Genomic DNA, 13,453 nt, shown 5'->3' with positions numbered 1-13,453 from the left:
GGCTGGTCAGACTTCTTCGCGCTGATATCCCTCTACCAGACCGTAGCGCAGGCCCAGATGCGTCAGCTCGACATCGGAGTGCACGCCAAGCTTTTCGAAGATGCGGTAGCGATAGGTATTGACGGTCTTCGGGCTCAGGAACAGACGATCGGAAATCTCGCTGACCTTCTGGCAATTGACGATCATTATCGTCACCTGCAGCTCCCGGTGCGACAGCGCATCGAAGGGGTTCTCCTGCGCGTCCATGCGGGTCAGTGCCAGACGTTGGGCGATCTCGGGGCTGATATAGCGCTGACCGGCGAAGATGTTGCGAATCGCCAGTACCATGTCGCTCAGTTCGGCTCCCTTGGTAATGAAGCCGCTGGCACCTGCATCCAGTAGTCGTTGGGCGAAGGTCTCTTCGAGGAAAGCAGTGAGCACAAGCACCTTGATGTCGGCCATGCCCTTGGCGATCTTGCGGGTGGCTTCCAGTCCGCCGATACCCGGCATGCGGATGTCCATCAGCACGATGTCGGGCCTAAGCAGGCGCGCCTTGCTGACCGCCTCTTCCCCGCTCACGGCTTCGCCAATGACAGTGATGCCCTCTTCGCTGTCAAGCAGGCGGGCGATGCTGGTGCGTACCAGATGATGATCGTCTGCGACGAGAACCTTGATCAAGGTGACTCCCGATTGGCTGTGTCCGAGCGACTAAAGGCTTTTTGTAACCAAGAAGATGTCTGAAGCAGCACTCGTACGTTGGTCTAATGGGGTGAGACGATTAGCCAAGCTCTTCAACGAACCAATTATGTTATCTTTTATTAATGCTGCTTGCCATACCCTAAATTGCTTACTATGGCATTGTATGAGCTGGGTCGCTTTTATATCCTGCGGCTATTGACTCTGTCGAAGACGTTGCCTAACATACCGCTCGGTTTCAGGGGTTGTCTTTACTGAAGCTCATGTGGGGCCTTAGCTCAGCTGGGAGAGCGCAACACTGGCAGTGTTGAGGTCAGCGGTTCGATCCCGCTAGGCTCCACCAAAAAGAACATATGAAACAGCCGCTTAGCTCACTCTGCTAGGAGGCTTTTTCGTGCTTATCGTGCGACCGAGGCGGTGAATTACACTTCAGTCCTGTGAGCCTGTTTATTCATCTACCGCTCTTTCCCGCTGCTTTTTTAGCAATTCCTGGGCTTTGGGAAGTCGTTCATAGATATTCTTTGAACGGGAGCCTTGCGTAACGTCCGCTCTTCTCATCTCCGGGTTCTCGCCCAGCCACGCTTGAAAATTTTCCGCCATCGCTATCCAGCGTTCGCAGATTGCCACCTCCCTGGAATAGTTCTTGCTTTTACGATAGAGAATGGCGACTCGTTCGAAGTAAGCCGGCTCGGGGCCGATCTTGTACCCTTCATGCGACCAGTAGACGTTCTCGATGGCTTGGCAACATTCGAGCATCATATCGATGTCGTGCTTATGGCTCTCAATATAAGCATGCACTGGCTTGCCGTTGACCAAGGGCTGATTGCGCATAGCTGCCATCAGGTCACCAGACGTTATACCCGCTTCCTTTGCCATCTCGTGAAGACGTGAGTGGCGAGGTATTCCACGTCATCCTCTGGGCTGGGGGGGGCGTCGCTTCTCGCCTTGTCCATCAGTCAATAGGTGCTTGAGAAGCCAAGCATTCGTTCATCTCGTTTCCCTGTGCGTAACGGGAGAGTAACGCGACGAGAGGGCAGTGGGAAGCTGACGACGATCGAGCATGCCGGGAGGTAACCCAGTCCCGTTCATGCGATCATTGGGCAAAGAAAGTCGTCCGATAACCCAGGAGAGAGTCGATGCCTGATTCGCCCTACTTGCTGACGGCCTTGGCCGCGCTAATCGGCTTTATGCTCGCCTATGCGCTGGTTGGCACCCTCGCGGCACGTCGCGGCCATGGCGATCGGCTACGCCACGATGCTTTGCAGGAGAGACTCGCCGCTCTGCGCGAAGAGTTGATGATGGCCACAACGCAGCGTGATGAGGCTTGCGAAAGCCGCGACCGTTATCAGCAGTGGTGGCAGCAGGAACAAGGGGTCCACCGGCAAACCGCAGCGTCCTTTTCACAGCTGCAGTCGCGTCATGCCGAACTCACCTCCACACTCGAGCAGAAACAGCAGCACTTCGATGAGCAGTTCGCACTGTTGCGGGAGAGTCGTGACCAGCTCCGACAGGAGTTCGAGAATCTGGCCAATGAGATCCTCGAGCGCAAGGGACGGGCCTTCTCCGAACTGTCGCAGAAGAACATCACTGGTTTGCTGCTACCGATTCAGGCCGAGATGAAAGGGTTTCGCGAGCAGGTCGAGACGCTTCATCGCCACGAGACCGAGCAGCGCGCCAGCCTGCGCACCGAGCTTCAGCACCTGCAGGGCCTGAACCGCGAGATCACCGATCAGGCCGACAAGCTGACCCGGGCACTGCAGGGGCAGAAGAAGGTGCAGGGCAATTGGGGCGAGCTGATGCTCGAGAATGTGCTGGAGAGTGCCGGCCTTCGCCCGGGCAAGGATTACCAGCGCGAGGTGAGCTTCACTACCGACGAGGGGCGCAAGCGCCCGGATGCGCTGGTCTATCTCCCCCAGGGCAAGCATCTGGTCATCGATGCCAAGACGTCGCTTGCCGCCTACGTGCGCTATGTGAACAGCGAAGACGAGATCGAGCGGCGCCAGGCACTGGGCGAACATGCCCGGGCGGTGAGCGATCGCATCAACGAATTGGCCGATCGCCATTACTATGACTTACCGGGACTCAACTCTCCTGAGGTGGTAGTGATGTTCATCCCGGTGGAGTCGGCCTATGTCGAGGCGCTGCGCCATGACGAAACGCTTTTTCAGCGTGCCATCGAGCACAATGTGCTTGTGGCCACGCCGACCACGCTGCTGACCAGTCTCAATATCGTGCGTCAGCTATGGCGTTTCGAGGATCAGAGCAAGCACAGTGCCGAGCTTGCCGACCGTGCGGAGAAGTTCTACAGCAAGCTGCGCCTCTTCCTGGAGAGCATGGAGGAGGTGGGCAAGAAGCTCAACGGCGCCCGGGACAGCTATGATCGCGCCATGAGTCAGCTGGTCCATGGCCGCGGCAATCTCATCAAGCAGACTGCCGAGTTTCAGGAGTTGGGCGTGGCGGTGAAGAAGGAGCTTCCCGCCGAGTTGCTGGAGCGAGCCAAGTTAGAACTCGCTCCACCAGAGGAGATGCGTGCCATCGCCGGGCCCGGCGAGGATGGTGGAGCGCCGGCCTGCACCCGGCAATGGTAATTCGCTCGTCTGGTCGCGGTGCGATTCAGGTGTCGACGCGGCCGAGCATCAGGAATTCGAGTAGCGCCTTCTGTGCATGAAGACGGTTGCCGGCCTCCTGCCAGACCACGGCGCGGGGGTCGTCGAGCAGTGTTTCGCTGATCTCCTCGCCGCGGTGCGCCGGCAGGCAGTGCAGGAAGAGCACGTCCTTGGCTGCGCGGTCGAGTAGCGCTTCGGTGACCTGGAAACCGGCGAAGGCGGCTTCGCGCTTGGCCTGCTCCTGCTCCTGGCCCATCGAGGCCCACACGTCGGTAGTGATAAGATCGGCATCCGCTGCGGCCTGAAGCGGGTCGCGAACGAGGGAGACACGATCGCCTGCGGCAGCAAGGATATCCTGACGCGGCTCATACCCTTGCGGACAGCAGATACGTAGCTGGAAATCGAACTGGCGGGCGGCATTGACCCATGAGTGACACATGTTGTTGCCGTCACCGACCCACACGGCGGTCTTGCCACGTACGCTACCGCGCAGCTCGGTCCAGGTCATCACGTCGGCCAGCAGCTGGCAGGGGTGATAGTCGTCGGAGAGAGCATTAATCACGGGCACGCTGCTGGCAGAGGCGAACTCTTCGAGACCGGCATGCGAGAAGGTACGAATCATCACTGCATCGACCATCTCCGAGAGCACCCGCGCAGTATCGCCGATCGGCTCGCCGCGGCCGAGCTGGGTATCGCGCGATGAGAGAAACAAGGCATGCCCGCCGAACTGTGTCATGGCCGTCTCGAACGAGACCCGCGTGCGTGTCGACGATTTTTCGAAGATCATCGCCAGGGTGCGGTTGGAGAATGGCGTGTAGGTGGGGCCATGCGTCTTGAGACCATTCTTGATGGTGATGGCCCGATGAATCAGGTGGCTCAGTTCATCCGGCGAAAGATCGAGCAGGGTCAGGAAATGGCGAGTCGCCATGGTGTCGCTCCGCGAGAAAAACCACCATCCTAGCCAGACCCCAAGTGTTGCGCAATGCGCATGCCATCCTAGGAGGAGAGGGGTGTATTCGCTACGCTGTCACCAGTAGAATGGTGAGTAGCGAAAAGCCAAGCAACGCAAAGGATTCCTATCATGAGCAGCACCATCGAGAACATTCAGAAGCAGATCAGCGAAAACCCCATCCTCATCTACATGAAAGGCACGCCGCAGCTACCCCAGTGCGGCTTCTCGGCGCAGACCGTACAGGCACTGATGGCCTGCGGCGAGCGTTTCGCCTTCGTCAACGTCCTCGATAACCCCGATATTCGCGCCGAACTGCCCAAGGTGGCCAACTGGCCCACCTTCCCGCAGTTGTGGGTCAATGGCGAGCTGGTTGGTGGCTGCGATATCGTGATCGAGATGTACCAGAGCGGCGAGCTGGAGCCGATGATCAAGGAAGCTGCCGCCAAGGCGAATGCGGCGGAGCAGGGCGACGGCGCCTGATTCTCTTTCGCTAGATGTCTAGGCCCGCGAGTCGATCACTCGCGGGTTTTTTGTTTATTGCTTCATGATATTGCATGGCAGCAGCGGTGTATGGATACGCAATGTCACCAAAGCCTTTATTGAAGGATATTGAAATCCGCCACCGGCACTACCACGCTGACGGTGTAGCTTTCGAAATGCATCGCTCACCAGTGGCATTGCCAGGAGGCAATCTAATGCAGGTACCGTTAGAGATTTCCTACAACCACGTGTCGCGCTCCGAATGGATTGATGATTACATCAAGACGCGTGTCGAGAAGCTCGAGCATTTCAGCAATGACATGGTGTCGTGCCGAGTGGTCATCGAGCAGACCCAGAATCCTCACCGTACAGGGAATCCCTATCGCGCTCTGATCGAGGTCACGCTACCCGCCAAGGGGGAGCTTGTTGCCGAGAAGAGCGATAAGGTGACCGACCCACAGGTCCAGTTGCGCCCCATCATTCGCAGCGCCTTCGAAGCGATGGAGAAGCAACTCAAGAAGCAGAGCGCCAAACGCGACGGCAAGACGAAACGTCCCCAGGCGGGCGATGGTCCGCTCCCCACGGTGGCCAGCGTGGCACGCCTGTTCGAAACGGATGGCTACGGCTTTCTCAAGAGCTTGAGTGGCGAAGAGTTCTACTTTCACCAGAACGCCGTGTTACACAACGATTTCAATCGTCTGACGGTGGGCACGCGTGTGCGTTTCTCGCCCGAGGAGGGCGAAGAGGGTCTTCAGGCGAGTTCGGTACAGATCATCGACAAGCCGGGGGTTGGCGGGTCGGGCGGTCAGGATGACGATCTCGATATGCCGGCGGGGTGGGAGACACGCCACTAGCAGCGAGCGCCCCTGCCGTCAGGCAGGGGCGGCGAATCTTTCCCCTCCATTCTGGTCAGCTCTCCTCGAGCCCCTGCTCGCGCAGGGCGAGGCCCCAGCCGCCCAGATCCTTGTAGCGATTGACGATGGCACAGAACAATTCGGCGGTGCGTTCGGTGTCGTAGCGTGCCGAGTGGGCCGAGGAGTTATCGAATTCGATGCCGGCAGCGCGACATGCCCGCGCCAGTACGGTCTGGCCGTAGACCAGGCCAGAGAGGGTGGCGGTATCGAAGCTCGAGAAAGGGTGGAAGGGGTTGCGCTTCACCCCGCAGCGGTTGACTGCGGCATTGAGAAAGCCATGATCGAAGGCGGCATTGTGCCCAACCAGGATCGCCCGGGAGCACTGGTTGGCCTTGATTGCCTTGCGTATCGGTCGGAAGATCTCGCCCAGCGCCTCGGCTTCGGAAAGCGCCACCCGCTTGCGCAGGGGATCGTTCAGCTTGATGCCGGTGAAGTCCAGTGCGGACTGCTCGACATTCGCTCCCTCGAAGGGCTCGATATGAAACGCGTAGGTGGCATCGGGCAACAGGTTGCCTTCCGGGTCCATGCTTAGCGTCACTGCGGCAATCTCGAGAATGGCGTCGCGCTGGGCATCGAATCCTCCGGTTTCGATGTCGACAACGACTGGCAGATAGCTGCGAAAACGTTGAGCCATCAGATCGCGGGCGCTTGCCTCGACCATGCCCCTCTCCCTTCTAATAAATGAGTCCCTGGCGGTTGTCCGCTTTGGCTGGGCGAGAGTTTAACAGCTTTGATGAGCGCTTGCCCTGCGCGGTATTCGCAGGCGAACAAGGGCGCTATAATCCCAGCCACAGCCAATCAGTCAGCAGGAGCCCGGAATGTCCGATGTCAAAAAGGTCGTGCTTGCCTACTCAGGCGGCCTGGATACATCCGTTATCGTCAAGTGGTTGCAGGAAACCTACCACTGCGAAGTCGTGACCTTTACCGCCGACATCGGCCAGGGCGAGGAAGTGGAGCCGGCGCGCGCCAAGGCCCAGGCCCTAGGCGTCAAGGAAATCTACATCGAGGATCTGCGCGAGGAGTTCGTGCGCGATTATGTCTACCCGATGTTCCGCGCCAACACCCTCTATGAGGGCGAGTACCTGCTGGGCACCTCCATTGCCCGCCCGCTGATCGCCCGCCGCCTGATCGAGATCGCCAACGAGACCGGTGCCGACGCCATCTCCCACGGTGCCACCGGCAAGGGCAACGACCAAGTGCGCTTCGAGATGGGCGCCTACGCGCTCAAGCCCGGCGTCAAGGTGATCGCACCGTGGCGCGAGTGGGACCTAACCTCCCGCGAGAAGCTGATGGCTTACTGCGAGGAGCACGACATTCCTGTCGACTTCTCCAAGAGCAAGAAGAAGTCCCCCTACTCGATGGACGCCAACCTGCTGCACATCTCCTACGAAGGCGGCATTCTCGAAGACCCCTGGGCCGAGGCCGAGGGAGACATGTGGCGCTGGAGCGTCTCGCCGGAAGCGGCGCCGGAGCAGCCCACCTACGTCGAGCTTACCTACGAGAAAGGCGATATCGTCGCCATCGATGGCGAAGCGCTCAAGCCTCATGAAGTGCTGGCCAAGCTCAACGAGCTCGGCGGCGACAATGGCATCGGCCGTCTTGATATCGTAGAGAACCGCTACGTCGGCATGAAGTCGCGCGGCTGCTACGAGACGCCTGGCGGCACCATCATGTTGCGTGCCCACCGCGCCATCGAGTCGATCACGCTCGACCGCGAGGAGGCGCACCTCAAGGATGAGCTGATGCCCAAGTACGCCGAGGTGATCTACAACGGCTACTGGTGGAGCCCGGAGCGACGCATGCTGCAGGCCGCCATCGACGAGACCCAGAAGAGCGTCTCCGGCGTGGTGCGCATGAAGCTCTACAAGGGCAGTGCCACCGTGGTGGGTCGCAAGTCCGAGCAGTCGCTGTTCGACGAGTCCATCGCCACCTTCGAGGACGATGCCGGCGCCTACAACCAGAAGGATGCCGAAGGCTTCATCAAGCTCAATGCCCTGCGCCTGCGGATTGCCGCCGGAAAGGGGCGCAAGCAGGACTGAAGTGATGAAATGATGGAGTGAGGTGAGGCGACGGTGGGTGATCGATAGAGAGATGACAGGCGAGGTACGGCCATGCTGAAGAAACTCTTTTCCGGCCTGTTCGGCACGCCGGAGGGGAAACCCTCCTCCCGCGAGGCCGAGCCGGTGGAGTACAAGGGCTATCTGATCATCTCCGATCCCCAGGAGCGTGACGGTCAATTTCGCGTCAGCGGCTGGATTCGTAAGCCCGCCTCTGGCGGTGAACGGGATGATGAGATGCTCGAACACCGCTTCGAGCGCTCCGACACGGTGCCTGGACGCGATGCCTGCGATCAGTTGATGGTCACCAAGGCGCAGCGCTTCCTCGACGATATGGGCGACGACATCTTCAAACGTTAAGCCGCCCGGTCTCTAACGCCAATGGCGCCTTCGCGGCACGTGAAAGCATGCTGCGGGGCGCCATTTTCATGATGGTCTGCGTTGACGATATGCGGCTTTGGTACAAGCGGCTTTGAGCGAATGGGACGGTACACTGCAGTGACGTCCCGAGGAGTCCTCATGCGCCTGCTGCACCGTGCTTCACCCTGGCGAGCGCTGTTCGCCCAGGGCATCCCACCCGATCATGCCAGTTGGCCGCCACTTCTGGCGCCCTTGCGCGATGCGTTCATGCGCCTGGGGCCTTCGCAGACGCTGGCGCAGGCCAAGGCCTGGCAACCTGTGTTGGTCGAGGCGTTGCTTCGTCTCGATGTGCCGGCCAGTCGCATCAGTCAACTGCTCAGCGACCATAACTCGCATCTCTATCGCCAAGCCATCGAGCTCTCGTTGGGAGATATGCGGGGGGAGGGCTGGGGCCCGCCGCCTGTGAACTACTGTGTATTGATTCTGGGGTCGGGGGCGCGTCACGAGAGCCTGCTGGGGCCGGACCAGGACAATGCCATGATCGTCGAGGACTATCCCGATGCCCGGCATAGCGAGATCGATGGCTACTTCCAGTCGTTGGGCGAGCGCTTTACCGAACGGCTCGACAAGGCCGGGATTCCGCTATGCAATGGTCATGTGATGGCACGCTGGCCGATGTGGCGCAAGCGGCTCTCCGAGTGGTATGAACAGCTCGAAATATGGACGGCGGAGCGCCGCACCAAGCGCGTTCAGCAAGCCAATACCCTCTTCGATTTCCAAGTGGCACATGGTGACGCCTTGCTTGCCGATGCGCTGCGCGCGAAGGTGAGTGACTTGGTGCCGTGTGCGCACCTGTTTCTCGATGAGATGGCAAGCCTGCTAGATGAGACGCCGGTCGCGCTGGATCGTCTGGGACGTGTCGCCGGGGATGGTGAGGGTGCGCCCCATGAGAGCGCCATCGAGCTCAAGCGCCAGGGCCTCATGCCGCTCGTCAGTGGCGTACGACTGCTGGCGCTTGCGCGGGGCTGCAGAGGGGTGGATACCCGCACGCGGCTGATGGAGCTGGTCGCCACGGGTGGCCTGAACGCAAGCCGCGCCGAGTCTCTGCAAGGTGCGCTGGACCGGCTACAGGCCGTGCTGCTCGAGCATCAGATGGCCAGCCTTGCGATGGGTCGCCAGGCCGACGGCTGGGTCGACATGCGCGAGATGAACGAGGCGAGCCAGCTGCTGCTGCGCCACGACCTAAAGACGATACGCCGCCTCGTGCGGCTGGCGCAGGAGCGCGCCGGCAGCTAAGCGCTGTACTTCGCTTACCTCTTGTCTCTGCCTTGCGGCTCAGTCATCCATTCGGCGATAGGGCGGTCAACAGCTCGAACGCGGCATGACGGGCATCGAGATAGATATCGTACAGGCGAGGATCTTCGCCGTGTGATGCCAGCTGGCGCATGGCATAGAGGCGCTCGGTGGCCTCGATACGCTTGAGCACGTTGCCGTAGGCGCCCTCGCGCAGAAGTATGGCAGCGGTTATTTTCGTGTCGAGCTCGAGACAGTCGAGAAACTCTTCGCTGGGTATGCCAAGCAATAGCTCGGTGGCGGATAGCAGACCGATGAAGTAGGCATTCGAACCGCTCAACTGCTCTTGCTGGGCCAGAAGCTCGCAAGCCTTGGCGCGCGTCAACACCAGGTTGGCGTGTTCGGAAGGTACGTTGCCAAGCAGCCCGATGATCGCTACCCAACTGGATAATTGCCGAAAGCCGAGGCGAGCCACGACGTCATGCATCGAGCGGATCTTGTCGTGCTGCCGATAGTAGGCGCTATTGGCGATACGTGTCAGCTTCATGGCGAGCGCCGGATCGGACTGAATGAGAGAGATGATCTTCCCGGCGTTCGGCTCGGGCCGCCAAAGTGCATTGAGCAGCAACGTCGTCTGGAGTGTCGAGGACGGGATCTTCCTGCCGTAAATTGGCGTAGGCCTGGCATAGAAATAGCCTTGGAAAAAGTCGAATCCGATATCCAGGTAGGCATCGCGTTCTTCTCGCGTCTCGATTCGCTCGGCAATCCATTTCACTGGTAGCTTGGCAAGCGCTTGCCGATGACTCATCGCCTCCGAAGGCGAGAGCATCATAATGTCCACCTTGATATACGAGGCTAGGGGAAGCAGTGGATACCACTCAGGCATAAAGGCAAAGTCGTCCAGCGCGAAGCGATATCCTTGCTGACGAAAGAGGCGAACGGCCTCGACCAACGCCGGAGTGGGAGTGATCCGTTCGACCAGCTCGAACACGACATGCTCTGGAGGAAGTGGCAAGCAGTGACGTGATAACAGGAACTCGGCAGTGACATTGATGAAGGCTGGGGCCTTGAAAAACCCGACTCGTCGAGAGATGGCAGTGCTGAGGTGGTAGATCACTTCTGCCGTGGCGATCTCTTCACCGACCTCCAGCACGCTCAGTCCCTGATCGTTGCGATAAAGCATCTCGACACCGTGGATGTTATCCCAGCGATCGAAAATAGGCTGTGAAGCCAGAAGGAGCTTTTTGGGATTAAGCGGTCCTTGTGTCATGCGGGCCCTTGCTCTGGATAAACGCGTTCCTTGACGTTTCATCGGCTCGAGAGCGGTTAACTTAAGGCCATGATGAGCGCTTCCCGACTAGCTGGGGGTTGGCGGAGAAGGACGGGGGATACTTGGCAGCTCCATTACCAGACAGGCGCCATCGAGCGTGGTGGCGTTCTCTACCCAGAGCTGCCCGCCCAGATTGACCACTATGCCGCGACTGATCGGCAGCCCTAGGCCGCTGCCGCGAGGACGGCCGCGCGCCTTGCCGCTGCTGGCGCCATGCTGCTTGAGCTGGTGGAATTTCTCGAACACCCGCTCACGCTCCTCCTCGGCGATGCCGGGGCCGTTGTCCTCGATGGCGAGCTGTACCCCCTCCATTGATGTCGTCAGACGCAGCAGCACCCGAGGCGACTCATCGGCGGCGAACTTGCTGGCGTTATCGAGCAGGTTGATGATCACCTGCTCCAGGCGGTCAGGATCCCCGATGACCCAGGCCTCGTCAGGCGCGATCTCGACCTCGAGCGCGACGCCGAGCTCCTCCTGCAGGCGCTGCACGGCCGAGACGCTGTGACGCGTCAGTGCGGCCAGATCCAGCGGCTGGGGATTGAGCGTGAGACGACCGCTCTCGAGGCGTGCCAGATCGAGTATCTCCTCGATCAGCCGCGACAGGCGCTGGCTCTCCAGCACCACCACCTCCAGGAAATGGTTGCGCTTGTCGTCGGGCAGCGCCTTGCCGTCACGCAGGATCTCGGCGAAGGCGCGGATCGAGGTCAGCGGAGTGCGCAACTCATGGCTGACCATGGCCACGAACTCATCCTTGAGGCGGTCGAGTTCGCGTAGTCGCTCGTTGGCGGCGCGCAACTCCTCGCCGATGCGCGCCAGCTCATTGGACTTCTGCTCCAGACGGCGGTTGTACTCGAGCGTCTGCGAGGTAGTGTCGAGAATGCTCAACACTGCCTCCAGGTCGAGTGCTTCGCCCCGCACCACCGAGTTGATCAGTACCCTGGCCGAGGCGCTGCCCAAGGCGCCACTCAGTGCCTGCTCGGCACGGGCGATCACTTCCGAGGGCACGCTCTGCGCATCGTCTGTCGCCTCCACGCCTTCGAAGACCCTGGCCGCGGCATTGGCGCCCAGGTAGCGGGCGAGCAGCGATTGCAGCTCCCCGCGCGTGGTCTGGCCCTGCCAGAGCGAGGCATAGCTGAGGCCCGAGTGCAGCGCTTCGGTGAAGAGTGCTGCTTGGGTCTGCTCGAGTCGGCTCTGGCGCGTGAACAGCGATACCCCGACCAGCACGCCGACATTGGCAAGCAGGCTCCACAGCAGCGAGTGGCTATAGATGTCGGCATTCTCTAGGCCAAGCAGCGCATAGGGACGCAGCCAGGCAATGCCCCACGGCCCCTGCTCGACGAAGCCCGCCTCCAGCCAGCCGGATTGCGCAAAGCCCGGCAGCAGCAGGGTGTAGACCCATACCAGGAAACCCGCCGTAAGACCCAGGCCGGCGCCGATGCGGGTAGCGCCTCGCCAGTAGAGCCCCAGCAGAAGCGCCGGGGCGAACTGGGCGGCGGCGGCGAAGGAGACCAGGCCAATGGTCACCAGGCTGTAGGAGTCGCCGATCAGTGCATGATAGAGATAGCCCAGCAGCAGGATCAATACGATGGCGACCCGGCGGATGCCGAGTAGCCAGCCGGAGAGTTCGCCGCTCGAGCGAGAGACACGATTCAGGCGGCTCGATCGAAGCAGCAGCGGCATCACCAGGTGGTTGCTGACCATGGTGGAGAGGGCGATGGTCTCGACGATGACCATGCCGGTGGCGGCCGATAAGCCACCGATGAACACCAGCAGCGGCAGCCCTTCAAGGCCGGCGGAGAGCGGCAAAGTCAGCACGAAGCTGTCGGGGTCGCTGCCGGCATCGCCCAGCAGCATGCCGGCCAGGGCAATGGGAATCACGAACAGGTTGATCGCCAGCAGGTAGAGCGGGAAGAGCCAGCTGGCGCGCTTGAGATGACGTTCGTCGACATTCTCCACCACCAATACCTGGAACTGGCGCGGCAGCGTCAGGAAGGCGAGGAAGGCCAGCACCAAGGTGCCGACCCAGCCGATTGCCCCACCCGGTACCGCCTCGAGGCTCAGCATCGCGCGTAGCTCAGGCTGATCCGTGGCACGGGCGAACAGGTCGGCGGGACCGTTGAAGAGCACGAACAGGGTAAAGATGCCCACCGCCAGGAAGGCCACCAGCTTGACCAGTGACTCGAAGGCGATTGCCGCCACCATGCCTTCATGACGTTCGCTGGCATCCAGATGGCGGGTGCCGAACAGGATGATGAAGACCGCCAGCACCAGTGCCACCCAGAACGATTTGTCGATCCAGAAGCTCTCCTCGGCCAGGCGAAGCTCCGGTGGGTCGGGGTAGTTCATCAGCACCGCATGGCTGAGCGTGATTGCCTTGAGCTGCAGGGCGATGTAGGGGGTGATGCCGATCAGCGCGATCAGCGCGACCAGGGCCCCCAGTCCTCCGCTCTTGCCATAGCGGGCACTGATGAAGTCGGCGATCGAGGTAATGCGCTGCACGCGGGCGATACGCACCATCTTGCGGATGATGAACGGGCTTGCCAGCATCGCAAGCGTCGGCCCCAGGTAGATGAGCAGAAAGCTCGGGCCATGCTCGGCGGCACGGCCCACGCTTCCGTAGAAGGTCCAGGCCGTGCAGTAGACGGCGATCGACAACGCGTAGATGGTCGGTGAGCCGATCAGCGAGCGGCCCTGCTCGGCACGGCGATCGCCCCAGGCGGCAATCACGAACAGCAGCGCTAGATAGCCGAAGGCCACCCCCAGCACCAGGGCGTCAGTGCGCATGG

The 13,453-nt window shown here is 60.7% G+C and carries 12 protein-coding genes and 1 tRNA gene; 7 read left to right on the top strand and 6 right to left on the bottom strand.

Annotated elements, in window-relative coordinates; all coding sequences use genetic code 11:
* Positions 1–6 precede the first annotated feature (6 nt).
* A complete protein-coding gene (gene uvrY, locus HJD22_RS13405) occupies positions 7–657 on the bottom strand; it encodes a UvrY/SirA/GacA family response regulator transcription factor (protein ID WP_208653999.1) in 651 nt (216 codons plus the stop codon).
* 285 nt (positions 658–942) lie between these two features.
* Between uvrY and HJD22_RS13400 the strand changes: the two genes are divergently transcribed.
* Positions 943–1,018: transfer RNA gene (locus HJD22_RS13400), tRNA-Ala, on the top strand.
* A 104-nt stretch (positions 1,019–1,122) separates the two neighbouring features.
* Here the strand turns inward: HJD22_RS13400 and HJD22_RS13395 are convergent.
* The gene (locus HJD22_RS13395; RefSeq protein ID WP_208653998.1) at positions 1,123–1,515 is read right to left on the bottom strand and encodes a hypothetical protein; all 393 of its coding nucleotides are present in this window, start codon (positions 1,513–1,515) and stop codon (positions 1,123–1,125) included.
* 296 nt (positions 1,516–1,811) lie between these two features.
* On the opposite strand from HJD22_RS13395, the gene rmuC reads away from it, so the two are divergent.
* Positions 1,812–3,263 (top strand): DNA recombination protein RmuC, encoded by a 1,452-nt coding sequence (gene rmuC / locus HJD22_RS13390; protein WP_208653997.1) that lies wholly within the window; start codon positions 1,812–1,814, stop codon positions 3,261–3,263.
* A 25-nt stretch (positions 3,264–3,288) separates the two neighbouring features.
* Here rmuC and argF read toward each other — a convergent pair whose 3' ends face one another.
* Positions 3,289–4,209: an ornithine carbamoyltransferase gene (gene argF, locus HJD22_RS13385; protein WP_208653996.1), complete on the bottom strand. Its 921-nt coding sequence runs from the start codon at positions 4,207–4,209 to the stop codon at positions 3,289–3,291.
* A 153-nt stretch (positions 4,210–4,362) separates the two neighbouring features.
* On the opposite strand from argF, the gene HJD22_RS13380 reads away from it, so the two are divergent.
* Both HJD22_RS13380 and HJD22_RS13375 read left to right on the top strand, forming a co-directional pair.
* Positions 4,363–4,713, top strand: a complete 351-nt coding sequence (locus HJD22_RS13380) for a Grx4 family monothiol glutaredoxin (protein WP_208653995.1) — start codon at positions 4,363–4,365, stop codon at positions 4,711–4,713.
* Between the two features lie 215 nt (positions 4,714–4,928).
* Entirely contained in the window at positions 4,929–5,567 is a 639-nt protein-coding gene (locus HJD22_RS13375; RefSeq protein ID WP_208653994.1) for an HPF/RaiA family ribosome-associated protein, read from the top strand.
* A gap of 55 nt (positions 5,568–5,622) precedes the next feature.
* Here the strand turns inward: HJD22_RS13375 and rnt are convergent, their stop codons facing one another.
* On the bottom strand, positions 5,623–6,288 hold the full coding sequence (gene rnt / locus HJD22_RS13370) for a ribonuclease T (RefSeq protein ID WP_208653993.1): 666 nt from the start codon (positions 6,286–6,288) through the stop codon (positions 5,623–5,625).
* A gap of 157 nt (positions 6,289–6,445) precedes the next feature.
* On the opposite strand from rnt, the gene HJD22_RS13365 reads away from it, so the two are divergent.
* The 3 genes from HJD22_RS13365 to HJD22_RS13355 all read left to right on the top strand — a co-directional run bounded on the left by HJD22_RS13365 (position 6,446) and on the right by HJD22_RS13355 (position 9,340).
* Positions 6,446–7,666, top strand: coding sequence for an argininosuccinate synthase (locus HJD22_RS13365; protein WP_208653992.1), 1,221 nt, complete (start codon positions 6,446–6,448; stop codon positions 7,664–7,666).
* Positions 7,667–7,738: 72 nt separating this feature from the next.
* Entirely contained in the window at positions 7,739–8,044 is a 306-nt protein-coding gene (locus HJD22_RS13360) for an HlyU family transcriptional regulator (protein WP_208653991.1), read from the top strand.
* A gap of 159 nt (positions 8,045–8,203) precedes the next feature.
* The gene (locus tag HJD22_RS13355) at positions 8,204–9,340 is read left to right on the top strand and encodes a DUF294 nucleotidyltransferase-like domain-containing protein (RefSeq protein ID WP_208653990.1); all 1,137 of its coding nucleotides are present in this window, start codon (positions 8,204–8,206) and stop codon (positions 9,338–9,340) included.
* 43 nt (positions 9,341–9,383) lie between these two features.
* On the opposite strand, the gene HJD22_RS13350 is transcribed toward HJD22_RS13355, so the two are convergent.
* Both HJD22_RS13350 and HJD22_RS13345 read right to left on the bottom strand, forming a co-directional pair.
* Complete coding sequence (locus HJD22_RS13350; protein ID WP_208653989.1) at positions 9,384–10,520, bottom strand: EAL and HDOD domain-containing protein; 1,137 nt, start codon at positions 10,518–10,520, stop codon at positions 9,384–9,386.
* Between the two features lie 174 nt (positions 10,521–10,694).
* Positions 10,695–13,451: a sensor histidine kinase gene (locus tag HJD22_RS13345; RefSeq protein WP_208653988.1), complete on the bottom strand. Its 2,757-nt coding sequence runs from the start codon at positions 13,449–13,451 to the stop codon at positions 10,695–10,697.
* Positions 13,452–13,453 lie beyond the last annotated feature (2 nt).

Origin of the sequence: Halomonas sp. TA22, assembly GCF_013009075.1 — a bacterium.
Taxonomy (GTDB): Bacteria; Pseudomonadota; Gammaproteobacteria; order Pseudomonadales; family Halomonadaceae; genus TA22.
This window is presented reverse-complemented; position numbering and strand designations above follow the sequence as displayed.